Consider the following 22,792-nt stretch of genomic DNA (forward strand, 5'->3'; position numbering starts at 1 on the left):
ACGACCCGTCCCGGGACCTGCCGGCGGCGTCTGGAGTGGGTTCCGGTCGCCGCGCGGTGCCGGGGCACGTCACCGGCGTTCTCGGCCCGGGCGGGTGCCGGCCGGGCCCCTCAAGGCAGCCGGAATCAGCGGCGCATGATGATGATCGGTACATTGGGGAGCCACGAGCGGCGGGTGGGGCCTGAGTTGCTCCTCGATCTCTCGTACAGTTCGGTACGTGGGATCTCTGCGCAATCCGGTCGGGCCCCTTCCCTCCTCCATCTACTGGCGGCGGAGGGCGGTCGCGCTGCTCCTGCTCGCGCTGCTCGCACTGCTGATCGCATGGGCCGTGAGCTCCGGCGATCCCGGTGCCGGGACGGGCGACGACGGCAAGCCGGGCGGCGCCGGGCCCGCGCCCTCCATCACCCCCGGCCCCAGCGGTTCGGGTCCCGCGATCAGCGAACAGCCCGGCGGTCGCGACGAGTCGGGCGGTTCCGGCGACAGCACCGGCACGGGTTCCGGCGACGGCACCGGCGCGGGCGCGGGCGCGGGCGGCGACGCGAACGCGGGTACGGACGGCGGTGACGGCAAGAACGGCGACCCGGGGGTCAGCGGCGCCGCCAACGGAGGCGGCGCCGGCCCGGCCGAGCGGGTTGCGGCGGGCTCCTCCCTTCCCGACTGCGCTCCGGGAGCGGTGGAGTTGACGGTGCGCAGCGTCAAGCCCGCCTACGCGCCCGGAGAGCGCCCGCGGTTCGAACTCGCCGTGCACAACAGCTCGGCGGTCACCTGCAAGACCGATCTCGGTCCCGGAAGAGCGGTGCTGACCGTGTCGGCGATCAACGACGGCGAGAACGACAAGGTGTGGTCCTCGAAGGACTGCCCGACCGGCGGCGGCTCCCTGCTGCTGAAGGTCCCGGCGGGCCGGACCGTGACCCACACCGTGGACTGGGACCGGCGCGGGAGCGCTCCGCGGTGTGCGACCCCGCCGGCCACTCCCGCCGCCCCGGGCTCGTACCTGCTGGAAGTCGCCTTCCCGGGGGCTTCGGTGGCCCCGGCCTCGTTCCGGCTGGAGACGGACTAGTGCCTGATGCGGCACCAGCCCGGACGGGACCGGTGAGGGCCGTACGGCGATTCGCGGCCGCGTCACGCTGACCCGCCACCGCGTCCGGCCGCCGCCCGTCGTGGCCGCGCACCCGCCCCGCCGTCAGACGTAGCGCTCCAGGATGGACGACTCCGCGAGGCGCGAAAGCCCCTCGCGGACGCTGCGGGCGCGGGCCTCGCCGACGCCGTCGACCGTCTGGAGGTCGTCGACGCTGGCGGCCAGGAGCTTCTGGAGGCCGCCGAAGTGCTCGACGAGCCGTTCGATGATCGCACCGGGCAGCCGCGGCACCTTGGCGAGGAGCCGGTAACCGCGCGGGGAGACCGCGGAGTCCAGGGTCTCGGGCGAGCCGCTGTAGCCCAGGGCGCGTGCCACGATGGGCAGTTCCAGCAGCTCGGCGTGTGTCAGGTCGTTGAGCTCGGCGAGTGCCTCGTCGACCGTACGGGAGCGCTTGGCGGTGGGCTCCGGGACGTAGTCGCGGATGACCAGTCCGCGCTCCGGTTCCACGCCGGCGATCAACTCGTCGAGCTGGAGCGCCAGGAGCCGGCCGTCGGTGCCGAGCTCCACCACGTACTGCTCGATCTCCGTGGCGATCCGGCGCACCATCTCCAGCCGCTGCGCGACCGCGGTGACATCGCGGACCGTCACCAGGTCCTCGATCTCCAGGGCCGAGAGCGTGCCGGCGACCTCGTCCAGCCGGAGCTTGTAGCGCTCCAGCGTGGCCAGCGCCTGGTTCGCCCGGGACAGGATCGCCGCGGACTCCTCCAGGACCCGCCGCTCACCGTCCACGTAGAGCGCGATCAGACGCATCGACTGGGACACGGAGACGACGGGGAAGCCGCACTGCTTGGACACGCGGTCCGCGGTGCGGTGCCGGGTGCCGGTCTCCTCGGTCGGGATCGAGGCGTCGGGAACGAGCTGCACACCGGCCCGGTGGATCTTGGTGATGTCCTTGTCGAGGATCAGCGCACCGTCGAGCTTGCACAGTTCGCGCAGCCGGGTCGCGGTGAACTCCACGTCCAGCACAAAGCCGCCCGTGCACATGGATTCAACCGATTTGTCCATTCCCAGGACGATCAGGCCGCCCGTGCTGCCCCGAAGAATGCGCTCGAGACCGTCACGCAGGGCGGTGCCCGGGGCGACCGCACTGAGCGAGGCGCGCATCAGCGCGTCCGTGCCGGATCCCCCGGGGCCTCCGCCGGACTTTCCGGGTGCTGAGCCCCGGTCGTTGGCTGCCACTGCACTCCTCCGGCTCGTACGGGCGGGCGAGACCAGGGCAAAGTCTACCGGCGCGGGCCGTCCGCCGGTGGGGCCTCCGCTCTGCGCCCGCGCGGGAGCACTCTCAGCGCGTCCCCCATGTCGGCGACTTCCGTGACCTTCATACCAGGCGGGACCCTTCCCGGATCGGACGGGACCAGCGCGTGTGTGAAGCCCAGACGGTGCGCCTCGGCCAGGCGCCGCTGGACGCCCGTGACGCGTCTCACCTCGCCGGCGAGGCCCACCTCGCCGATCGCCACCAGGTTCTTGGGCAGCGGGGTGTCACTCGCGGCGGAGGCCAGCGCCAGGGCGACCGCGAGGTCCGCCGCGGGCTCGGAGAGCTTCACGCCGCCGACCGTCGCGCTGTAGATGTCCCTTTTGCCCAGGGCGCTGATCCGGCCTCGCTGCTCCAGCACGGCCAGCATCATCGACACCCGCGACGTCTCCAGCCCCGAGGTGGTGCGCCGGGGCGAGGGGATCTGCGAGTCGACGGTCAGCGCCTGCACCTCGGCGACCAGCGGGCGGCGGCCTTCGAGGGTCACCGTGAGGCAGGTGCCCGGTACCGGCTCGTCGCGCCGGGTGAGGAACAGCCCGCTGGGGTCGGCGAGTCCGGTGATGCCCTCGTCGTGCAACTCGAAGCAGCCGACCTCGTCCGTGGCCCCGTAGCGGTTCTTGACGCCCCGTACGAGACGCAGCCGGGCGTGCCGGTCGCCCTCGAAGTGCAGCACCACGTCCACGAGATGCTCCAGCAGACGGGGACCGGCGATCGCGCCGTCCTTGGTGACGTGCCCCACCAGCAGCGTGGACATGCCCCGCTCCTTGGAGACGCGGATCAGCGCACCGGCGACCTCCCGGACCTGCGCCATCCCGCCCGGTGCCCCGTCGATCTCGGGGGAGGCCACCGTCTGGACGGAGTCCAGGACCAGCAGGGACGGCTTGACCGCGTCGAGATGGCCGAGGACCGCGGACAGGTCCGTCTCGGCGGCGAGGTAGAGGTGGTCGTCGAGCGCACCGATCCGGTCGGCGCGCAGCCGGACCTGGCTCGCGGACTCCTCGCCCGTGACATAGAGCGTGCGGTGGTCGTCGCTCGCCGCCTTCGCCGCGACGTCCAGCAGCAGCGTGGACTTGCCGACGCCCGGCTCGCCCGCGAGGAGCACCACGGCGCCCGGCACCAGCCCGCCGCCGAGCACCCGGTCCAGTTCGTCGACGCCGGTCGTCCGGGCGGTCGCCTGCCGGCCGTCCACCTGGCCGATGGGCAGGGCGGCGTTGGTGACCCGGCCGACGGCGGTGGTGCGGACCGCGGGCGCCCCGTACTCCTCCACCGTGCCCCACGCCTGGCATTCGGGGCAGCGGCCGAGCCATTTGGCGGTCGTCCAACCGCACTCGGTGCAGCGGTAGGACGGCCGGTCCTTGGAGGTCTTCGTACGGGCAGCCATGCGGGAAACCGTAGCGCCGCGCACCGACAGCCCGCCCGGGGGTGCCCGGACCGGGACGCCGGGGCGGGAGACGGGGCCGGAGGACGGGTCGGGAGGACGGGTCGGGAAGGACGGCCCGCCCGGTGACGGCCGCACATGCGGTGCGCATAGGCCACGTTGGTAAGCACAATCACCCGCACCGTGGCAAATGCATCTGTTCTCTTTTGAGGGATCGCTTCACCCGTATGGATTAAATGCGCTCAAGTCGCGCGAAGGGTGTGCCAGCCCCTGCCTACGGTCGCCGAGTGACGAGCAGCATGCTGGAGCCCCCCGCGCACACCACCGGCGCACACCGCGCACCGAGCCGTGCGCCCCGGCCGACGATCGGGCAGACCCCGCCCGCGCCGTACGAGCCCCATCTGGACGGGCTGTTCACCTACTGCCTGTCCGTGCTCTGCGACCACGGCGCCGCGACGGCCGCGCTCGGGGAGGTGCTGGCCGTCGCCGAGCGGCATCACGGACGCGGCCCCGCCGACGAGGAGCGCCGAAAGGCCTGGCTGTACGCGCTCGCCCGGTGGTCCTGCCTGCGCAGGCTGAGCGAGCAGCGGCGCCGCCGGCGCCAGGGCCCGGGAGCGCACGCGGCGCGAACGGGCACGCACGCGGCGCGGACCGGAGTGCGAACCGGAGTGCGAACCGGGGTGCGCTCCGAAGGGACCTCTGCACCGGACGACCGGCACGAGTCTCCGGCGTCTCCAGCGTCTCCAGCGTCTCCGGCGTCCCCGGTGCCGCCGGTGCCGCCGGAGACCGAGGAGCGGCACCGGGCGGAGCTCGCCCGGCTGGCCTGGCCGGAGGCCGCGGGCACCACCCCCGAGCAGCGCGAGGCGCTGGAACTGGCGGTGCGGCACCGGCTCGGCCCCCGTGACGTCGCCGCCGTGCTCGGGATGGAGCCGGCCACCGCCCGCGAACTTCTCTCGTCCGCCGCCTGCGAGGTGGAGCGCACCCGTGCGGCCCTCGCCGTCGTCGAGACCGGGAACTGCCCCTCGGTCGCCCGGCTCACCGAGGACCGCCGGGTGCTGCTCTCCGCCGCGCTGCGGCGCGAACTCGTCCGTCACGTCGACGACTGCCCGCGCTGCCGCCGCGCGGCCGAGCGGGCGGGTGCCGGGGGACCGTGGCCGGGCTCGACCGTCACGCCGGCCGCCACACCCGCTGCGCTTCCGCTGGTCGCCGCCCCCCGCGCCGAGGCGCACGCCGCGATGCTGCACGCGCGGCGAGCCCGCACCGCGGCGCCCCGCTTCGGACGCGACGGCTTCCCCCTGGACCCCAAGGACCACGCCGCCCGGCGGAGCCGGCTCCGGGCCCGGGCCGTCACCACCACCGTGGTGGCGGCCGTCGTCGCCGCGCCCGTGCTGGCCCTCTGGGCGTCCTACCGGGGTGCCCCCCTGACGGGCGAGGCGCACGACGGCTCCTCGGTCTCCGCGAGCGAGGGCGACGACGCGTGGTCCGCGGACGGTGTGCCGTACGACCGGTACGAGAACGCCGGCAACGCGCACCGGGACGGTCCGGGCTCCCGGGCCGCCGACGGCCTGCCGGGCCCGGGGACCGGGGGAGTCACCGTCGAGGTGATCAGTCCCGGTCTCCCGCCCGGCTCCGCCGGGGCGGCCGGCCACGGCGCGGGCAGGCTCTCCGTCGACGCGCGGCCGTACGGAGAGTCCGTGATGCTCACCCTCACCGCCTCGGGTGACGCCCCGGTCTCCTGGTCCCTGTGGACGGACGCGCCGTGGCTCTATGCCGACCGCACCTCCGGCACGCTGGCTCCGGGCGAGACGGCCATCGTCCGCGTCCATGTGGACCGTGCGGCGGAACCGGCCGGTCAGTGGAGCGCCCGTGTCGGCATCGACCCCGCCGGAACGGTCCTGCAGATGCGCGGCGAGGGCTCGCCGCAGAAACCGCAGACCCCGCAGCCGTCGGAGCCCCCCTCGTCGGAGCCGCCCCCGTCGTCGGAGCCGCCGCCGTCCACGGAGCCCCCGCCGTCGTCGGAGCCGCCGCCGTCCACGGAACCTCCGCCGCCGTCCGAGCCGCCGCCGTCCACCCAGCCGCCCCCGTCGTCGGAGCCCCCGCCGCCGTCGGAGCCGCCGCCCTCGGCGGAGCCCCTGAGCGAGGCCCCGGCCACGCCCGGATGACGAAGCGTTTCACCCGGTGGCGGGAGCGCGAGGCGCCGTGCCCCCGGCGGACCACCCACCCTGCCGGCTACGCCGTGTCCGGCTGCGCGGGGTCCGCCGGGTGCGGTGCCACCAGGGGCAGCTGCGAGGCCAGCCGGGTCTCGCACAGCTCCACGAGCACGTCGTAGGCGGCCTTGCCCATCAGCTCCGTCAGTTCGGGCCGGTAGGTCACGTAGACCGGGTCGCCGGCCCCGTGCGCCGAGGTCGCCGACGTGCACCACCAGTGCAGGTCATGGCCCCCCGGGCCCCAGCCCCTGCGGTCGTACTCGCCGATCGACACCTGGAGGACCCGGGTGTCGTCCGGCCGGTCGATCCACTCGTAGGTGCGGCGGATCGGCAGCTGCCAGCACACGTCGGGCTTGGTCTCCAGCGGCTCCCGGCCCTCCTTCAGCGCCAGGATGTGCAGGGAGCAGCCCACGCCGCCCGCGAAGCCCGGCCGGTTCTGGAAGATGCAGGAGCCCTTCCAGCGCCGCGTCTGCCGGTCCCCGTCCTCGTTGACCTCGGCCCAGCCGGACGCGCGGCCGATGTCGTGGAACTCCCAGACCTCGGGCGTGAGACGTGCCACATGATCGGCGACCCGCTCCTCGTCCTCCTCGTCGGAGAAGTGCGCACCGAGCGTGCAGCAGCCGTCGTCCGCGCGGCCCGCCTGGATGCCCTGGCAGCCGCTGCCGAAGATGCAGTTCCAGCGGGAGGTCAGCCATGTCAGGTCGCAGCGGAAGACCTGCTCGCCGTCCGCGGGGTCCGGGAACTCGACCCAGGCCCGCGGAAAGTCCAGGTTCTTCTCGTCCGGTGCGGCGTTTGGCGGGTGGTGAGAGCCGGCCATGGGCTTCTTCGGCCGGGCTTTGTCCTGCTTCGCCTTTTTCGTCTTTGGCACGACTCCAGCGTATGCGGGTCGCCGCAGTAGCGTTCCGTACATGAGACTCGGAGTCCTCGACGTCGGTTCGAACACAGTGCACCTTTTGGTGGTGGACGCCCACCCCGGCGCCCGGCCGCTGCCCGCCCACTCCCACAAGGCGGAACTGCGCCTGGCGGAGCTGCTCGACGGCGGCGGGGCCATCCACCCCGACGGCGTCGACCGGCTGATCTGCACGCTCGAGGACGCCCTGCAGGCGGCCGAGGACAAGGGCTGCGAGGACGTGCTGCCGTTCGCGACCTCGGCCGTGCGGGAGGCCGCCAACGCCGACGAGGTCCTGTCGCGGGTGAAGGCGGTGACCGGGATCGACCTGCAGGTCCTCACCGGTGACGAGGAGGCCCGGCTCACCTTCCTGGCCGCCCGCCGCTGGTTCGGGTGGTCGGCGGGGAAGCTGCTGGTCCTCGACATCGGAGGCGGCTCCCTGGAGATCGCCTACGGGATCGACGAGGACCCGGACATCGCGGTCAGCCTGCCGCTCGGCGCCGGCCGGCTGACCGCGGGGATGCTGCCCGGCGATCCGCCCGACCCGGAGGACGTGCGCGCGCTGCGCCGTCATGTGCGGGCGCAGATCGCCCGTACGGTCGGCGAGTTCACCCGCTTCGGACGGCCCGACCACGTCGTCGCCACCTCCAAGACCTTCAAGCAGCTCGCCCGGATCGCGGGCGCCGCGCGCTCCGCGGAGGGCGCGTACACCCAGCGGGAACTGAGCCGGACGTCACTGGAGGAATGGGTTCCGAAGCTCGCCGCGATGACGGCCGCGCAGCGCTGCACCCTGCCCGGTGTCTCCGAGGGCCGGGCCGGCCAGCTGCTGGCGGGAGCACTGGTCGCGGAGGGCGCGATGGACCTCTTCGGCGTCGACGAGCTGGAGATCTGCCCCTGGGCGCTCCGCGAGGGGGTGATCCTGCGGAGGCTGGATCACCTCCCCGCCCTCTGATGCGGGCCCGTAATCTGTCCCACGTGGCAGAACCAGTGGTGCGCATCCCGGATGCGAAGGTCGCCCTGTCGACGGCCTCGGTCTATCCGGAGTCGACGGCGACGGCCTTCGAGATCGCCGCGCGCCTCGGCTACGATGGCGTGGAGGTCATGGTCTGGACCGACCCCGTCAGCCAGGACATCGAGGCGCTGCGCCGGCTCTCGGACTACCACGGGATACCGGTACTGGCCGTCCACGCGCCGTGTCTGCTCATCACCCAGCGCGTGTGGTCGACCGACCCCTGGGTGAAGCTCCAGCGAGCTCAGGCCGCCGCCGAGAAGCTGGGCGCCTCGACCGTGGTCGTCCATCCGCCGTTCCGCTGGCAGCGGCAGTACGCCCGGGACTTCGTCTCCGGAATCTGGCGGATGGCGAACGAGACCGATGTGCGCTTCGCCGTCGAGAACATGTACCCCTGGCGGTACCGGGACCGCGAGATGCTCGCGTACGCCCCCGACTGGGACGTCACCAAAGAGGACTACCGGCACTTCACGATCGACCTCTCGCACACGGCCACGTCCCGCACCGACACCCTGGCCATGGTGGACCGCATGGGCGACCGGCTCGGCCATGTGCACCTCGCGGACGGCAAGGGCTCGGCGAAGGACGAGCACCTGGTGCCGGGTCGCGGTGACCAGCCGTGCGCCGAGCTGCTGGAGCACCTGGCCCGCAGCGGCTTCGACGGCCATGTGGTGATCGAGGTCAACACCCGGCGGGCGATGTCGGCCGCGGAGCGCGAGGCCGACCTCGCGGAGGCGCTGGCCTTCACCCGGCTGCACCTGGCCTCCGAGAACGCGCCGTCCCGGGGCGGCCCCCCGGGCGCGGCGGGCCCGGGCGGATCATGACGGACGGGGCGCCCAGACGGCGCGGCAGGCCCGCCCGCGCGGCGGCCGAGACCGGGCCCGCCGCCCGGGAGCGGATCCTGGAGGCGGCCCGTACGGAGTTCGCCCAGCGCGGGTACGACAAGACCTCCGTCCGGGGCATCGCCAAGGCCGCCGGGGTCGATCCGGCTCTCGTCCACCACTACTTCGGCACCAAGGACGAGGTCTTCGCCGCCGCCATCGAGGTCTCCTTCGAGCCGGCGCTGGTGGTGCCCGCCATCCTCGGCGAGGGCAAGGACGGCGTGGGCGAGCGGCTGGTCCGCTACTTCATCGGGGTGTGGGAGAACCCGGCCACACGCGCCCCGCTGCTCGCGATCCTCCGGTCCGCCCTGACGCACGAGGCGGCGGCGAAGGTGCTGCGCGGCTTCGTCCTGCGGCGGATGCTGGAGCGGATCGCGGCGGACCTGGACGTACCGGACCCGAAGCTTCGCGCCGAGCTGGCCGCCTCGCACATGATCGGCATTGCCGTGCTCCGGTATGTGATCCAGGTGGAGCCGCTGGCCACGGTGGATCCGGAGGAGATCGTCGCGATGGTCGCGCCGACGCTTCAGAGGTACCTGACCGAGGCCTGAGCGGGGCCAAGCGGGGCCTGACCGAGGCCTGAGCGGCCTGACCGCGGCCTGACCGGACCCCCGGGAGGGGCGCCGGGTGGACGCCCGGGGGCCCGCTCGCCGCTCCCCGGTGCCGTGCGCCTCCGCGCCCTCCCGCCGTCGCCGTCCGCCGTGGTGGGAGTGCGGGCGCACGGCCCGGCGGCGGAGTTGACCGAAAGGCGGACCGTCATCCCGTAATCCGGACGTGTCGTCCAGATCTTGGAGCATCGGCGTAGGCTCGACTGAGCCAAACTGTCTGAAGGAGCGAGCGACGATGCCCGAGCTGAGGTCCCGCACAGTCACCCACGGCCGCAACATGGCGGGCGCCCGCGCCCTGATGAGGGCCTCGGGCGTAGCGAGCGCGGACATCGGCAAGCCGGTCGTCGCGGTCGCCAACTCCTTCACGGAGTTCGTCCCCGGGCACACCCACCTCGCCCCGGTCGGCCGGATCGTCTCGGACGCCGTCCTGGCGGCGGGCGCGGTGCCGCGCGAGTTCAACACCATCGCCGTCGACGACGGCATCGCCATGGGCCACGGCGGCATGCTCTACTCGCTGCCGTCGCGCGACCTGATCGCGGACTCCGTGGAGTACATGGTCGAGGCCCACTGCGCCGACGCCCTGATCTGCATCTCCAACTGCGACAAGATCACCCCCGGCATGCTGATGGCCGCCATGCGCCTCAACATCCCGGCGGTCTTCGTCTCGGGCGGACCGATGGAGGCCGGCCAGGCCACCCTGGTCGACGGCACGGTCCGCAAGCTCGACCTGATCAACGCCATCGTGGACTCGGTCAACGAGAACGTCTCGGACGAGGACGTGCTGCGCATCGAGGAGAACGCCTGCCCGACCTGCGGCTCCTGTTCGGGCATGTTCACGGCCAACTCGATGAACTGCCTGACCGAGGCGATCGGCCTGTCCCTGCCCGGCAACGGCTCGGTCCTCGCCACCCACACCGCCCGCCGCGCGCTGTACGAGAACGCGGGCCGCACGGTCGTGGAGATCACCAAGCGCTACTACGAGCAGGGCGACGAGTCCGTCCTCCCGCGCAACATCGCCACCCGTGAGGCCTTCGAGAACGCCATGGCCCTCGACATCGCCATGGGCGGCTCCACCAACACGATCCTCCACCTGCTCGCCGCCGCCCAGGAGGCCGAGCTCGACTACGACCTGACCGACATCGACGCCGTCTCACGCCGGGTGCCGTGCCTGGCCAAGGTCGCGCCGAACGTCGCCCCGGGCGGCACGTACTACATGGAGGACGTCCACCGGGCCGGTGGCATCCCCGCCATCCTCGGCGAGCTCTACCGGGGCGGGCTGCTGAACGAGGACGTCCACACCGTCCACTCGGCGTCGCTGGCCGAGTGGCTCAAGACCTGGGACGTGCGCGGCGGCTCCCCCTCCGCGGAGGCCGTCGAGCTGTGGCACGCGGCCCCCGGCTGCGTCCGCTCCGCCACCGCCTTCTCGCAGTCCGAGCGCTGGGACTCGCTGGACGTCGACGCCGAGGGCGGCTGCATCCGCTCGGTCGAGAGCGCCTACTCCAAGGACGGCGGCCTCGCCGTCCTCAAGGGCAACATCGCCGAGGACGGCTGTGTCGTGAAGACGGCGGGAGTCGACGAGTCGATCTGGACCTTCGAGGGCCCGGCCGTCGTCTGCGAGTCGCAGGAGGAGGCGGTCGACAAGATCCTCTCCAAGGTGGTCAAGGAGGGCGACGTCGTCGTCATCCGCTACGAGGGCCCGCGCGGCGGCCCCGGCATGCAGGAGATGCTCTACCCGACCTCCTTCCTGAAGGGCCGCGGCCTGGGCAAGGCCTGCGCGCTCATCACCGACGGCCGCTTCTCCGGCGGCACCTCGGGCCTGTCCATCGGCCACGCCTCCCCGGAGGCCGCGTCCGGCGGCGCGATCGCCCTCGTCGAGGACGGCGACCGCATCCGTATCGACATCCCGAACCGCTCCATCGAGCTCCTCGTCGACGACGCCACGCTCGCCGCCCGCCGCGAGGCCCTGGGCGGCGTCTACGCGCCGAGGAACCGCGAGCGCAAGGTCTCCGCTGCGCTGCGGGCGTACGCGGCGATGGCGACGAGCGCGGACAAGGGCGCGGTGCGGGACGTGGACAGGCTCGGCTGACACCGGCCGGCGCGGCGGCCCCGCGGGCAAGTCCCGGCGGGGCTCCGCGGCCGCTGGTCACCCCGGCGGCCTCGCCGACGCCGGCCGGGTCACCCCGGCGCACTGGTCACCCCGGCGGCCGGGTCACTCCGGCGCCCTGGACGGCACCGTCGGGGCTCCGTGGCCCCGGCCACCTACCAGCGCGACGGGTCCGCCGCGTCCACGGCGAACACGCTCCCGTCGGGAGCGGTCGCGAAGACCCTGCCGGGGGCGGCGACGGGAGCCGGCACGACGGGCGCATGGGTGAAGCGGCCCGCCCCCATCCGCGGATCCGTCTGGCCGAGCTGCACGCCGCGCCGCGCGTCGACGGCCAGGAGCCGCCCGTCGGCACCGCTCAGATAGACCCGGCCGCCGTCGACGAGCGGCCGCGAGGACCGGGCCGCATACGTCTCCAGCCGCCAGCGCTGACCACCACCACCGCTGCCGCCCTCGGTGCCGACGGCGAGCAACGAGCCGCCCGTACCCACCAGGTAGACCGTGCCGCCGGACACCGCGGCCTGGGCCTGGTCGACGTCGACCGGCAGCGGGACGCGGTGGACCTCGCGGGTGGCGGTGTCCAGGCGTACGACGGCGGTGGTGAAGTCGTCGGTGTCGGCCGCGAGGAGGAACAGCGCGCCTTCCGCCGGAGGCGACGACGGTACCGGGGACAGCGAGCCGTCCAGGAGCTTCTCCCAGCGCACCCGCCCGTCACGGGTGCCGACGGCCCGGACCAGAGTGCCGTCTCCGTCGGCGCCGGGAGTGACGGCGAAGACGGTTCCCGAACCGTCCGGGGCGGGCGCCCACTGGGTGCCCGGCGCACCCCGTCGTGCCCGCCACAGTTCCTCGCCGGTCGCACCGTCCAGGGCCCGTACGTCCCCGTCCGCTCCCGCGAGGAGGACACACCCCCCGGCGTGGGCGACCGTCGCGTACGAACCGGCGGCCGCCGTCCAGCGGGTGGTGCCCGACTCGGGATCCAGGGCTTCGAGCCGCTTGCCGCCGGCCGTGGTGATGTGCAGGAGCCCGGCGGAGAGCACGGGGGCCCTGGCCTCGTAGGACGTGCCCCCCTCCGCCTGAGCCTGAGCCTCTGCCGCCGCCTGCGCCTCCGCCTCTGCACCCGCCCCGGCCCCGGCCCCGTCGGTCCGCCGCGTCCACAGCGGCCTTCCGTCGGCCGCGTCGAGGCGGGTCGCCGCCACGCCCGGCGCCGTGCAGTACAGGGAGTCGCCCTGGGCGGCGCAGGCGGGCGTCCGCAGGGCGTCCCGGCCCCGCGAGAGGGTGGTCTGCCAGGGAGCGAAGGCGGGCGCTCCAGGGCGGGCGGCCGGGGGACCCGCGGGGCGGGCGCCGCCGTCCGGCGCCACGCGGATTCCGGCGTACGCGCCTGCCAGCAGTCCGGCGACGAGACTGCCGACGGCGGCGAACCTCACGAGGCGCCGGCGCGGCCACGACACCCGACCCGGTGCCCCACCCGGTGCCCGACCCGATGCCTGATCCGGAGTCCCAGCTGGCGCCCGACCCGGTGCCCGACCCGATGCCCGACCCGGAGTCCCAGCTGGCGCCCGATCCGGCCCTTCCGCCCGCGCGGGGCCGGGGCCCTCGCCCGCGGACCACTCGCCGGGCGCCCGACGGGCCGCCCGTCCAGGCCGGAGGGACTCCGTCGCCACCTCCCCCACCGGGGTGCGCAGTTCGGCCATCACCTCGTCGGGCGCCGGCCGCTCGGCGGGATCCTTGGCCAGACAGCGGGTCAGGAGCGGCACCAGCTCCGCGGGCACCCCGGTCAGGTCCGGCTCGTTGTGCACGACCTGGTAGGCGACGACGTAGGGGCTGCCGGAGTCGAACGGCCCCCGTCCCGTCGCCGCGTGGACGAGTACCGCGCCCAGCGCGAACAGGTCGGCCGCGGGCCCGACGTCCCGGGGTCGCTGGAACTGCTCCGGCGCCATGAACGGCGGGGTGCCGATCAGCTTCCCCGTCTCCGTGCGCAGATCGCTGTCCGAGGGACGGGAGATGCCGAAGTCGATGACTTTGGGCCCGTCGGCCGCGAGCATCACGTTGCCCGGTTTGAGGTCGCGGTGGACGACACCCGCGCGGTGGATGTCGCGCAGCGCCTCCGCGAGCCCGGCGCCCACCCTGCGCAGCTCGTCGAGGCCCAACGGGCCGTTCCGCTTGACGCGTTCGGAGAGAGTCGGCCCCTCGATGAACAGCGTCGCCATCCAGGGGCGCCCGGCCTCCGGGTCGGCGTCCACGACGGGCGCGGTGAAGGCGCCGCTCACCCTGCGGGCAGCGGCCACCTCCTGCCGGAAACGGGCCCTGAACTCCGGGTCCGTGGCGTGCTGCGGATGGACCACCTTGACGGCGAGGCGCAGTCCGGACGCCGAAGCGGCCAGGTGCACGACGCCCATACCGCCCGAACCCAGACGCCGCTCCAGGCGGTACTGCCCGGCGTACTCAGGATGTTCCGCTTCCGGGACGGGCCCGGTGCTGCGCAGCGGCGGCATCGTCCACCCCCCGTGTTCCCCCGTGTTTCCCCGTGCTTCCCCGTGTTCTCGGCCCGCGAGCGCGACGCACGGAGCCTAGTCGATGGTGCGTGCGAGCCGGCGGGGGCTTGCTAGCCTGCGGGCTCGAGCAGCGGGCAGGTCCGTCGGACCACGGGGGGAGGCCGTCATGGCCGTCGAAGGAAACGAGAACGTGCACGGGGCGGGGCCCGAGACCCTCGCCGAGCCGCGCGCCGCACGACGCTACCCGGTCGCCCCCGGCTACCGGGTGAACGTCCGCAGCGGGCCGGGGACCGGGTACCAGGTCGTCAGGGTGCTGCCGTACGGCGCGCGGGTGCCCGTCCACTGCCAGAAGCCGGGGGAGAGGGTGACGGGCCCGTACGGCACGTCGGACCTGTGGGACAACATCGGCAACGGCCAGTTCGTGTCCGACGCCTATGTGAACACGGGCAGCGACGGTTACGTCGCCGTGCGCTGCGCCTGACCGCGCCGGGGCCCGCACGTCACGGGCCCCGCCCGGGCGCCGGGCGGCCGGGGATAATCGGGTGCGTGAGCGAGCCCCGCGAAGACAGCCCCCGCCGCAGCCGTACACCCGGCTCCGCGGCCGGTCCCGACAACCGGCCGGGCGGCGTTCCCCGCCCCGGAGCCGGGCCGAAGCCCGAGGAGATCCGGTTCTTCGGCACCACCTGGGTCGACCACGACGGCGGCTACGGTCTCCGCCGCGTCGCCGTCGCGGCCGGATCGCTGCTGGCGGCGGTCGCCGGGTGCCTCGTCCTGCGGTTCGCCTACCAGGGCCTGGAGACCGCCCGGGTCGGCGGTTTCGTGGACCTGCTCGTGATCGTGACGTTCTCGGTGTGCAGCGCCGTCGCCTTCCGCAAGACCTGGGAGGGCTTCTCGCGCCGACCGGCCGACCCCGCCCGCGAGGAGTCCCTGCGCAGCCTGCGGATGATCGGCTTCATCGGGGTGCTGCTCGCCTACTTCCTGCGCTCCCTCGCCGAGGCGCCGGGGGAGAAGCTGCGGCGCGGGGAGTACGAGACGGCCCTCGCCCGGTACGAGAAGCGCCACGGCGCCCGCACCGGGAACCCGGCGGCCCGGAGGAAACCCAGGCGCAGGTGACCGGGCGGATCCGCGCCGCCCGCGGTCCGGTCCATCGTGGGCTCCGGCGAGCCGTGCCCCCGCGGTCCGGTCGCCGGCGGTCCGGCCGACGGCCTCTCCCCTCCCGTGTCACATCCGGTTCCCTCCCGTGTCACATCCGGCGGAGCCGCGCCGTCTCATGGGTATGACGACACACAGCAGCGGCGATCGCCCCCACGTCCTCGTCCTCGGCGCCGGTTACGCCGGGCTCATGGCCGCCCTCCGGCTGGCCCCGCACGCCCGGGTGAGCCTCGTCGACCCCAGCGACCGGTTCACCGAGCGCGTACGGCTCCACGAACTGGCCGCGGGAGTCCGCCCCGACGTGAGCCACCCGCTCTCCCACTTCCTCCGCCCGGCGGGGATCGAGCACATCGCGGCACGGGCCACCGGTATCGACCCGGCCACCCGCACGGTCACGACGGACGACGGCCGGAGGCTGCCGTACGACCGGCTCGTCTACGCCCTGGGCAGCCGCACCGCGCCCGCGGGAGAACGCGCCCACACCGCCGAGACCGCCGCCGGCCTGTCCAAGCGGCTGCAGGACGGCCCGGGCTCGGTGGCGGTCGTCGGCGGCGGGCTGACCGGAATCGAACTCGCCGCCGAACTGGCCGAGTCCCGGCCCGAGTGGCGCGTGAGCCTGCACTCGGAGGGTCGGGTCGGGTCGGGCTTCACGCCGCGCGCCCGTGACCACGCCCTGGGCGTGCTGAGGGCGCGGGGCGTGCGGATCGAGCAGGGCCGGCGGATCGCGGAGCCCGACTCGGTCGACGCCGACGAGGTGGTCTGGGCGGCCTCGATGGTCCCGAACACCGAGCTCGCCGCGGCGGCCGGTCTCCCGCTGGACCCCTCGGGCCGCGTCCGGGTCGACGGCGCCCTGCGCTCGACGGCGTTCCCCGAGGTGTATGTCGCGGGGGACGCCGCCGCGGCGAGTTCGGCCAGGGCCGGCGCGCTGCGCATGGCCTGCGCGACCGCCATGCCCATGGGCTCGCACGCCGCCGCCTCGATCATCTCCGAGTTCCGCGGACGGGAGCCGCGCACCTTCGACTACGGCTTCCTGACCCAGTGCGTCAGTCTCGGCCGCCGGGAGGGGCTGGTCCAGTTCGTCCGCGCGGACGACTCCCCGCGCGACCGCTTTCTGACGGGGCGTCCGGCCGCCCGGGTCAAGGAGCAGGTCGTCCGCTCCACCGTCGGTCTGCTGCGGATCGCCGCCCGTCGCCCCTGGGTCATCCCGCTGACGCCGGGCATGTCCTGACTCCCCACACGGCACCTTGACGGCCACCCCCTCCGGATGGATTATTCATCGCGTGATGAATAATCCATCCGCGGTGGGTACTCCGGCACCGGCCGTCCACGCCCGCTCCCTCACCGTCGTCCGCGGCCCCCGACCCGTCCTGCGCAACCTCGACTTCGACGTGCCGCCTGGCCGGATCACCGGACTCCTCGGTCCCTCCGGCTGCGGCAAGTCCACCCTGATGCGCGCCGTCGTCGGCACCCAGGCCAAGGTCACCGGCACCCTCGACGTCCTCGGCCGGCCCGCCGGCCACGCCGCGCTGCGCTCCCGCATCGGCTATGTCACCCAGGCCCCCTCCGTCTACGACGACCTGACCGTCCGCCAGAACCTCGCCTACTTCGCCGCGGTCCTCGACCCGGGCCGTGCCGCCGCCGAACGCCGCCGGCGCCACGTCTCCCAGGCCCTCACCGACGTGGACCTCACCGCCCACGCCGGCTCGCTCGCGGGCAGGCTCTCCGGAGGGCAGCGCAGCCGCGTCTCCCTCGCCGTCGCCCTCCTCGGCACGCCCGAACTGCTCGTCCTCGACGAACCCACCGTCGGCCTCGACCCGGTGCTGCGCCGCGACCTGTGGGACCTCTTCCACCGCATCGCCGCCGAACGCGGCACCACCATCCTCGTCTCCTCGCACGTCATGGACGAGGCCGAGCGCTGCCACGGCCTGCTCCTGCTGCGACAGGGCGAACTCCTCGCCGACGACACCCCCGAGGCCCTCCGCCGCCGCAACGACACCGCCACCGTCGAAGAGGCCTTCCTCCACCTCGTCGACACCGCCGACGCACTCAAGGAGCAGGCCCGATGAACACCGGCCCGTCCCCCGCGCCCAGGCTCGCCGCCGCCCCGGAGCCGCGTACCGCGCTGTCCCCGTCCCGCACCCTCGCCACCGCCGCCCGGGTCCTGCGGCAGCTGCGGCACGATCCCCGCTCGATCGCCCTGATGCTCCTGGTCCCGTGCCTGATGCTCTTCCTGCTGCGCTACGTCTTCGACGGCAGCCCGCAGACCTTCGACGCCATCGGCGCCTCGCTGCTCGGCATCTTCCCGCTGATCACGATGTTCCTGATCACCTCGATCGCCACGCTGCGCGAGCGCACCTCCGGCACCCTCGAACGCCTGCTCGCCATGCCCCTCGGCAAGGCCGACCTGATAGCCGGCTACGCCCTGGCCTTCGGCCTGCTCGCCGTCGTCCAGTCCGCCCTCGCGACCGGGCTCTCGGTCTGGTTCCTCGGCCTCGACGTCGTCGGTTCGGCCTGGCTGCTGCTCCTCGTCGCGCTGCTGGACGCGCTGCTCGGCACGGCCCTCGGCCTGTTCGTCTCCGCCTTCGCCGCGTCCGAGTTCCAGGCGGTCCAGTTCATGCCCGCCGTGATCTTCCCCCAGCTCCTCCTCTGCGGCCTGTTCACCGCCCGGGACACCATGCAACCCGTCCTCGAGGGCATCTCGAACGTGCTGCCCATGTCGTACGCCGTCGACGGCATGAACGAGGTCCTCCGCCACGCCGACGTCACCGCCGACTTCGTCCGCGACGTCCTCGTCGTCTCCCTCTGCGCGCTCCTCGTCCTCTCCCTCGGCGCGGCCACGCTCCGCCGCCGCACCGCGTGACCGCTCCTCGGACGGCGCCGACACCACGGCGGGCCCGGTGCGAGGATGTCCCTGTCCGTGGAAACACCGGGAGCGACCGGCCACGGACCCGGACGACCCCCACACGCACGCGCACCACCCCCGGCGAGGTGACCCGCATGACCCAGACAGTCGCAGTCCTCGGCACCGGCAAGATCGGCGAGGCCCTGCTCAGCGGCATGATCCGGGCCGGCTGGCCCGCTTCGGCCCTGCTGGTGACCACCCGCCGGGCCGACCGGGCCGAGGAGCTCCGCACCCGCTACGGCGTCGAAGCCGTCACCAACGCGGACGCCGCCAAGCGCGCCGACACGCTGATCCTGGCCGTCAAGCCCCAGGACATGAACCGGCTCCTCGACGAGCTCGCCCCCCATGTCTCCGCCGACCGCCTGGTGATCAGCGCCGCCGCCGGTATCACCACCGCCACCATCGAGAGCCGGCTCGCCCCCGACACCCCCGTCGTCCGCGTCATGCCCAACACCCCCGTCCTCGTCGATGAGGGCATGTCCGTGATCTCGGGCGGCAGCCACGCCACCGCCGAGCACCTGGCGCACACCGAGGAGATCTTCGGCGGAGTGGGCAAGACCCTTCGGGTCCCCGAGTCCCAGCAGGACGCCGCCACCGCCCTCTCCGGCTCCGGCCCGGCCTACTTCTACTTCCTGGTCGAGGCCATGACCGACGCGGGCATCCTCCTCGGCCTGCCCCGCGCGCAGGCCCACGACCTGATCGTCCAGGCCGCCATCGGGGCCGCGGTGATGCTGCGCGACTCCGGCGAGCACCCGGTGAAGCTCCGCGAAGCCGTCACCTCCCCCGCGGGCACCACCATCAACGCCATCCGGGAACTCGAGAACCACGGCGTCCGCGCCGCCCTCATCGCCGCACTCGAAGCGGCCCGCGACCGCAGCCGCGAACTCGCCTCCGGCAACGGCTGACGTACGGCGGCCGCGGAGCCGCTGCCGGCAACGGCCCGTCGCACGACGCGAGGACGGCGCACGCTCCGCAGCGAGGAGGTCATCCGCTCGGGCGGACCTCCCCTCACGCCTGCGGTCCGACCAACCCCGCGACGGGGCGGGAGCGGCAGGCCGTCTCCCAGGCTGCCCGACGTCCGACCGGGCCGCACGCCCCGCGGCCGGCGCTCACTTCCCGGCGGCTGCCACCACCGCGTCCGTCGCCACCACCGTCGCGAACCCGCCGCCGTGCAGCGACACGGCGGTGGCCCGCGCCAGCTCGTCGGCCCCCAGGCGCCAGCCGAAGGGCCCCTCGAGGTCGAAGGTGTACGTCGCATCCAGCGCGAACAGCACCTCGTACCCCAGGTTCCCGCCCATCCGCGCCGTGGTCTCCGCGCACATGTTGGTCTGGATCCCGGCCACCACGAACTGCCGCACCCCCTGGGAGCCGAACCACTCCGCCAGATCCGGCGTCCCGTAGAACGCCGAGTTCACGGTCTTCGTGACCAGCAGCTCCGGTCCGTCGCCGGTCCCTCGTCTCCGCTCCACGTAGTCCTTGAACCCGTTGCCCGGGTGGCCGGGCCGCAGCGGGGACCCCGCGCTCGACGAGTCATGCCGCACGTACACGATCGGGCGGCCGCCGTCCCGCCACGCGTCGATCAGTGAGGCGATGTTCCCGTCCGCCCCCGGGTTGTTCCGCCGTCCCCAGAATTCCTCCTCCTCGAACCCCTTCTGCACGTCCACGACGACCAGCGCTGCGTTCTCCGCGATCTCCATGTCCGCCATGCTGCCCCGGCGCCGAACGGCGCCACAGAGGCACAAAAGACGGCGACCGATGGTTTACTGCCAGACATGGCGCCTTCGACGGCAGCGGCACCCCAGCGCATCGCCCTCCTCGCCTTCCCCGGCGTCCGGGCTTTCGACGTCTCCGTCATCAACGAGGTGTGGGGCGTCGACCGCACCGAACGCGGCGTGCCCGCCTTCGAACTCCGCCGCGCCGCCGCGGACCGCGCACCGGTGACCATGCGCGGCGGCCTCAGCCTCACCCCCGACCGCACCCTCGCCTGGCTCCGCCGCGCCGACCTCGTCGTCGTGCCCGGCCTCGACGACCACCTCACCCCCGCGCCCTCACCGGTCCTCGACGCCCTCCGCCATGCGCACGACCGGGGCACTCCGATCGCCGCCCTCTGCGGCGGGGCCTTCACCCTCGCCCAGGCGGGCCTGCTCGACGGCCGCCGTGCGATCACCCACTGGAACCTCACCGACCTCCTGCGCAAGCACCACCCCGGGGTCGCCGTCGTTCCCGACGCGCTCTTCCTCCAGGACGGCAACATCTGGACCTCCGCCGGCACCGCGGCCGGCATCGATCTCTGCCTCCATCTGGTCCGCGTCACCCACGGCGCCGAAGCGGCCGCCGCCATCGCCCGCTCGATGGTCACCGCCCCCTTCCGCACGGGCACCCAGGCCCAGTTCATCGAGCACCCCACTCCCCGGGCGGATCGCGACGCCGACGCGCTCGCCGCCGTCCGCGCCTACGCCCTCGCCCACCTCGCCGAGCCGCACACCGTCGCCTCGCTCGCCGCCCGCACGGGCATGTCGCCGCGCTCCTTCGCCCGTCACTTCCAGGCCACCACCGGCACCACTCCTCTCCGCTGGCTGATCACCCAGCGCGTCGCCGCAGCCCGGAAACTGCTCGAACTCACCGACCACCCCATTTCCGAGGTCGCCCGCCGCACGGGATTCGGCAGCGAGGTGACCATGCGCCAGCACTTCGCCGGCCACCTCGCCACCAGCCCGCGCGACTACCGGGCGGCCTTCCGTCAGCGGGGCGGAAGCAGCCCGATCGCCCGATAGGCGCGATCCACCAGAGGACGGGCGATCCCTCTGGCCCGCGCGGCTCCCGCCGTCAGCACCTCGTCCACGTACGCCGGGTCGGCCGCCAGCTCCGCGTGCCGCTCCCGCAGCGGCCTCAGCAGCTCCACCACCGCCTCGGCCGTGTCCTTCTTGAGCGCGCCGTAGGACTCGTACGCACCGGCCAGACCCTCCGGCTCCCCGTTCTCACACGCGGCGAGGATCTCCAGCAGATTGGCCACCCCGGGCCGGGTCTCCCGGTCGTAGACGACGTCCTGACCGCTGTCGGTCACCGCGCGCATGATCTTGCGCCGGACCGCGTCCGGGTCGTCCAGCAGGTAGACGGTGCCCACCCCGCCGTCCGAGGACTTGCCCATCTTCGAGGCCGGATCCTGCAGATCCATCACCCGTGCGGCCACCCGTGGATGCACGGTCCTGGGGAGCGTGAAGACGTGCCCGTAGCGCTGGTTGAACCGGACCGCGAGATCGCGGGTCAGCTCCACGTGCTGTGCCTGGTCGTCGCCCACGGGGACCTCGTCCGTCGCGTACGCCAGGATGTCCGCCGCCATCAGCACCGGGTACGTGAGCAGGGAGAGCCGCACGCTCGCCCCCGCGGCCCTCGCCTGTGCGCCCTTCTCCTTGTACTGGATCATCCGCCGCATCTCGCCGTCCGTGGCGGTGCACTCGAGCAGATAGGAGAGCCGGGCGTGTTCGTCCACATGACTCTGCACGAACACGGTGCACAGCTCCGGATCCAGGCCCGCCGCCAGCAGCAGCGTGGCCGCCTGCCTGCTGAGCCTGCGAACCCGCGCCGGATCGTGCTGCACGGTCAGGGCGTGCAGGTCCACGACGCAGAACAGCGCGTCCGACCGGTGCTGGTCCGTCCCGACCCACCGGCGCACGGCACCGAGGTAGTTCCCGAGCGTCAGATGCCCCGTCGGCTTGACCCCGCTGAACGTCCGCTTCATAGGTCCTCTCCCTCTCCTGCAGGAGCCGCCGCGACCGGCCGGCCGGGCTCCTCGGAGGAGGAACGAGAACGGCCGCCGAGGCGGCGGCCGTGGATGCGCGCGTGACTGCCGGCCGCCGTCAGGCGGCCCACCACTGGAAGGTGCACGCGTGCGTGGTCATGCCTGGAGACTACGCCGCAGGAGCGGGGTTGACACGCAAATCGCCGGTCCGTATAGTCCTTCGGGTTGTCCGACGTGAGCACCGACCCAGGTCGGCCCCGGACAGCCAACCCGCAAGAACCACTCCAAGCGAGCGACGTACTGTCGCCTCGCTTTCCGTGCGCTTTTGCGAAATGAGGAATCCGCGTTCGAATGGGCGCACCCCGATTAGCGTCGGGGATGGTGATTCCGCTAAAGTCTCACTCGTCGGAACGGCCTGGTGGCCGGAAGACAATCCCGTTCGACTGGGAATCGGGCCCGAGAGGGTCTGATAGAGTCGGAACCACCGGAAAGGGAATTCGCGGAAGCGGAGGAACGGCCCGGGAGCCCGGTCCGGCGGGTGGCGGAGACGGAAATCGGATCTGCTAAGCTGGAAAAACCGAAGGGAAGCGCCCGGAGGAAAGCCTCAGAGAGTGTTCTGTGGGTGAGTACGAAGGAAGCGTCCGTTCCTTGAGAACTCAACAGCGTGCCAAAAGTCAACGCCAGATATGTTGATAACCCCGTCCATCCGGATCATTTTCGGTTCGGTTGGTCGTGGTTCCTTTGAATAACACAGCGAGGACGCTGTGGACCGGGGAGACTATTCCTCTTCCTGGTTCCGCTCTCGTGATGTGTTCGCCCCGATTACGGGGAAGCATTCACGGAGAGTTTGATCCTGGCTCAGGACGAACGCTGGCGGCGTGCTTAACACATGCAAGTCGAACGATGAACCTCTTTCGGGAGGGGATTAGTGGCGAACGGGTGAGTAACACGTGGGCAATCTGCCCTGCACTCTGGGACAAGCCCTGGAAACGGGGTCTAATACCGGATATGACCATCGGGGGCATCCCTGGTGGTGGAAAGCTC

Annotated in this window: 19 protein-coding genes and 1 rRNA gene (1 of these 20 only partly in view); 14 read left to right on the forward strand and 6 right to left on the reverse strand. The window is 73.2% G+C overall.

Translation table 11 applies throughout. From position 1 onward, the window contains the following. Positions 1-217: 217 nt before the first annotated feature. Positions 218-1,060: a hypothetical protein gene (locus DDW44_RS16990; protein ID WP_108906974.1), complete on the forward strand. Its 843-nt coding sequence runs from the start codon at positions 218-220 to the stop codon at positions 1,058-1,060. A 123-nt stretch (positions 1,061-1,183) separates the two neighbouring features. On the opposite strand, the gene disA is transcribed toward DDW44_RS16990, so the two are convergent. Beyond that, positions 1,184-2,317, reverse strand: a complete 1,134-nt coding sequence (disA, locus tag DDW44_RS16995; protein WP_017949697.1) for a DNA integrity scanning diadenylate cyclase DisA — start codon at positions 2,315-2,317, stop codon at positions 1,184-1,186. A gap of 44 nt (positions 2,318-2,361) precedes the next feature. After that, entirely contained in the window at positions 2,362-3,771 is a 1,410-nt protein-coding gene (gene radA, locus DDW44_RS17000) for a DNA repair protein RadA (protein WP_108906975.1), read from the reverse strand. Between the two features lie 296 nt (positions 3,772-4,067). Here radA and DDW44_RS17005 point away from each other — a divergent pair, with 296 nt between their 5' ends. Continuing rightward, positions 4,068-5,930, forward strand: a complete 1,863-nt coding sequence (locus DDW44_RS17005; protein WP_108906976.1) for a BACON domain-containing protein — start codon at positions 4,068-4,070, stop codon at positions 5,928-5,930. Positions 5,931-5,997: 67 nt separating this feature from the next. On the opposite strand, the gene DDW44_RS17010 is transcribed toward DDW44_RS17005, so the two are convergent. Further along, on the reverse strand, positions 5,998-6,792 hold the full coding sequence (locus DDW44_RS17010) for a DUF3109 family protein (protein ID WP_108906977.1): 795 nt from the start codon (positions 6,790-6,792) through the stop codon (positions 5,998-6,000). A gap of 91 nt (positions 6,793-6,883) precedes the next feature. Between DDW44_RS17010 and DDW44_RS17015 the strand changes: the two genes are divergently transcribed. The 4 genes from DDW44_RS17015 to ilvD all read left to right on the forward strand — a co-directional run bounded on the left by DDW44_RS17015 (position 6,884) and on the right by ilvD (position 11,448). Further along, positions 6,884-7,816, forward strand: a complete 933-nt coding sequence (locus DDW44_RS17015) for a Ppx/GppA family phosphatase (protein ID WP_026165554.1) — start codon at positions 6,884-6,886, stop codon at positions 7,814-7,816. 23 nt (positions 7,817-7,839) lie between these two features. Continuing rightward, on the forward strand, positions 7,840-8,697 hold the full coding sequence (locus tag DDW44_RS17020; RefSeq protein WP_051077674.1) for a sugar phosphate isomerase/epimerase family protein: 858 nt from the start codon (positions 7,840-7,842) through the stop codon (positions 8,695-8,697). After that, entirely contained in the window at positions 8,694-9,305 is a 612-nt protein-coding gene (locus tag DDW44_RS17025; protein ID WP_018892512.1) for a TetR/AcrR family transcriptional regulator, read from the forward strand. The genes DDW44_RS17020 and DDW44_RS17025 overlap by 4 nt, the downstream gene beginning before the upstream one ends. A gap of 292 nt (positions 9,306-9,597) precedes the next feature. Then, positions 9,598-11,448: a dihydroxy-acid dehydratase gene (ilvD, locus tag DDW44_RS17030; protein ID WP_017949690.1), complete on the forward strand. Its 1,851-nt coding sequence runs from the start codon at positions 9,598-9,600 to the stop codon at positions 11,446-11,448. Between the two features lie 173 nt (positions 11,449-11,621). Here the strand turns inward: ilvD and DDW44_RS17035 are convergent, their stop codons facing one another. After that, positions 11,622-13,955: a protein kinase domain-containing protein gene (locus tag DDW44_RS17035; protein WP_108906978.1), complete on the reverse strand. Its 2,334-nt coding sequence runs from the start codon at positions 13,953-13,955 to the stop codon at positions 11,622-11,624. A gap of 166 nt (positions 13,956-14,121) precedes the next feature. Here DDW44_RS17035 and DDW44_RS17040 point away from each other — a divergent pair, with 166 nt between their 5' ends. The 6 genes from DDW44_RS17040 (at position 14,122) to proC (ending at position 18,914) form a co-directional block, all read left to right on the forward strand. Further along, on the forward strand, positions 14,122-14,436 hold the full coding sequence (locus tag DDW44_RS17040; RefSeq protein ID WP_017949688.1) for an SH3 domain-containing protein: 315 nt from the start codon (positions 14,122-14,124) through the stop codon (positions 14,434-14,436). A gap of 65 nt (positions 14,437-14,501) precedes the next feature. After that, positions 14,502-15,068 (forward strand): hypothetical protein, encoded by a 567-nt coding sequence (locus DDW44_RS17045; RefSeq protein WP_018892514.1) that lies wholly within the window; start codon positions 14,502-14,504, stop codon positions 15,066-15,068. Between the two features lie 163 nt (positions 15,069-15,231). Beyond that, positions 15,232-16,335, forward strand: coding sequence for an NAD(P)/FAD-dependent oxidoreductase (locus tag DDW44_RS17050; protein ID WP_108908864.1), 1,104 nt, complete (start codon positions 15,232-15,234; stop codon positions 16,333-16,335). A 55-nt stretch (positions 16,336-16,390) separates the two neighbouring features. Continuing rightward, on the forward strand, positions 16,391-17,173 hold the full coding sequence (locus tag DDW44_RS17055) for an ABC transporter ATP-binding protein (RefSeq protein WP_108906979.1): 783 nt from the start codon (positions 16,391-16,393) through the stop codon (positions 17,171-17,173). Then, on the forward strand, positions 17,170-17,967 hold the full coding sequence (locus DDW44_RS17060) for an ABC transporter permease (protein WP_018892517.1): 798 nt from the start codon (positions 17,170-17,172) through the stop codon (positions 17,965-17,967). Before DDW44_RS17055 ends, DDW44_RS17060 begins: the two co-directional genes overlap by 4 nt. Before the next feature lie 137 nt (positions 17,968-18,104). Further along, positions 18,105-18,914 carry a pyrroline-5-carboxylate reductase gene (gene proC / locus DDW44_RS17065; protein ID WP_017949683.1) on the forward strand — a complete coding sequence of 270 codons (810 nt, stop codon included), beginning with the start codon at positions 18,105-18,107 and terminating at the stop codon, positions 18,912-18,914. A 204-nt stretch (positions 18,915-19,118) separates the two neighbouring features. Here proC and DDW44_RS17070 read toward each other — a convergent pair whose 3' ends face one another. Beyond that, positions 19,119-19,706 (reverse strand): cysteine hydrolase family protein, encoded by a 588-nt coding sequence (locus DDW44_RS17070; protein ID WP_170811813.1) that lies wholly within the window; start codon positions 19,704-19,706, stop codon positions 19,119-19,121. 75 nt (positions 19,707-19,781) lie between these two features. On the opposite strand from DDW44_RS17070, the gene DDW44_RS17075 reads away from it, so the two are divergent. After that, positions 19,782-20,783, forward strand: coding sequence for a GlxA family transcriptional regulator (locus tag DDW44_RS17075; RefSeq protein WP_108906981.1), 1,002 nt, complete (start codon positions 19,782-19,784; stop codon positions 20,781-20,783). Here DDW44_RS17075 and trpS read toward each other — a convergent pair. Further along, complete coding sequence (trpS, locus tag DDW44_RS17080) at positions 20,750-21,748, reverse strand: tryptophan--tRNA ligase (RefSeq protein ID WP_108906982.1); 999 nt, start codon at positions 21,746-21,748, stop codon at positions 20,750-20,752. The genes DDW44_RS17075 and trpS overlap by 34 nt on opposite strands. Positions 21,749-22,583: 835 nt before the next feature. Here trpS and DDW44_RS17090 point away from each other — a divergent pair. Continuing rightward, positions 22,584-22,792 (forward strand): 16S ribosomal RNA (locus DDW44_RS17090); it runs 1,309 nt beyond the window's last position.

The sequence above is a fragment of the Streptomyces tirandamycinicus genome (assembly GCF_003097515.1).
Taxonomy (GTDB): Bacteria; Actinomycetota; Actinomycetes; order Streptomycetales; family Streptomycetaceae; genus Streptomyces; species Streptomyces tirandamycinicus.

Excerpts from the sequence above, each read along its gene's own strand:
- DDW44_RS17060 (WP_018892517.1), top strand. The coding sequence starts at position 17,170 with ATGAACACCGGCCCGTCCCCCGCGCCCAGGCTCGCCGCCGCCCCGGAG.
- DDW44_RS17010 (WP_108906977.1), bottom strand. The coding sequence starts at position 6,792 with ATGGCCGGCTCTCACCACCCGCCAAACGCCGCACCGGACGAGAAGAAC.
- trpS (WP_108906982.1), bottom strand. The coding sequence starts at position 21,748 with ATGAAGCGGACGTTCAGCGGGGTCAAGCCGACGGGGCATCTGACGCTC.
- radA (WP_108906975.1), bottom strand. The coding sequence starts at position 3,771 with ATGGCTGCCCGTACGAAGACCTCCAAGGACCGGCCGTCCTACCGCTGC.
- DDW44_RS17050 (WP_108908864.1), top strand. The coding sequence starts at position 15,232 with ATGACGACACACAGCAGCGGCGATCGCCCCCACGTCCTCGTCCTCGGC.
- ilvD (WP_017949690.1), top strand. The coding sequence starts at position 9,598 with ATGCCCGAGCTGAGGTCCCGCACAGTCACCCACGGCCGCAACATGGCG.
- DDW44_RS17025 (WP_018892512.1), top strand. The coding sequence starts at position 8,694 with ATGACGGACGGGGCGCCCAGACGGCGCGGCAGGCCCGCCCGCGCGGCG.
- proC (WP_017949683.1), top strand. The coding sequence starts at position 18,105 with ATGACCCAGACAGTCGCAGTCCTCGGCACCGGCAAGATCGGCGAGGCC.
- DDW44_RS17015 (WP_026165554.1), top strand. The coding sequence starts at position 6,884 with ATGAGACTCGGAGTCCTCGACGTCGGTTCGAACACAGTGCACCTTTTG.
- DDW44_RS17070 (WP_170811813.1), bottom strand. The coding sequence starts at position 19,706 with ATGGAGATCGCGGAGAACGCAGCGCTGGTCGTCGTGGACGTGCAGAAG.
- DDW44_RS17075 (WP_108906981.1), top strand. The coding sequence starts at position 19,782 with ATGGCGCCTTCGACGGCAGCGGCACCCCAGCGCATCGCCCTCCTCGCC.
- DDW44_RS17035 (WP_108906978.1), bottom strand. The coding sequence starts at position 13,955 with ATGCCGCCGCTGCGCAGCACCGGGCCCGTCCCGGAAGCGGAACATCCT.
- DDW44_RS17040 (WP_017949688.1), top strand. The coding sequence starts at position 14,122 with ATGGCCGTCGAAGGAAACGAGAACGTGCACGGGGCGGGGCCCGAGACC.
- DDW44_RS17055 (WP_108906979.1), top strand. The coding sequence starts at position 16,391 with ATGAATAATCCATCCGCGGTGGGTACTCCGGCACCGGCCGTCCACGCC.
- DDW44_RS17005 (WP_108906976.1), top strand. The coding sequence starts at position 4,068 with ATGCTGGAGCCCCCCGCGCACACCACCGGCGCACACCGCGCACCGAGC.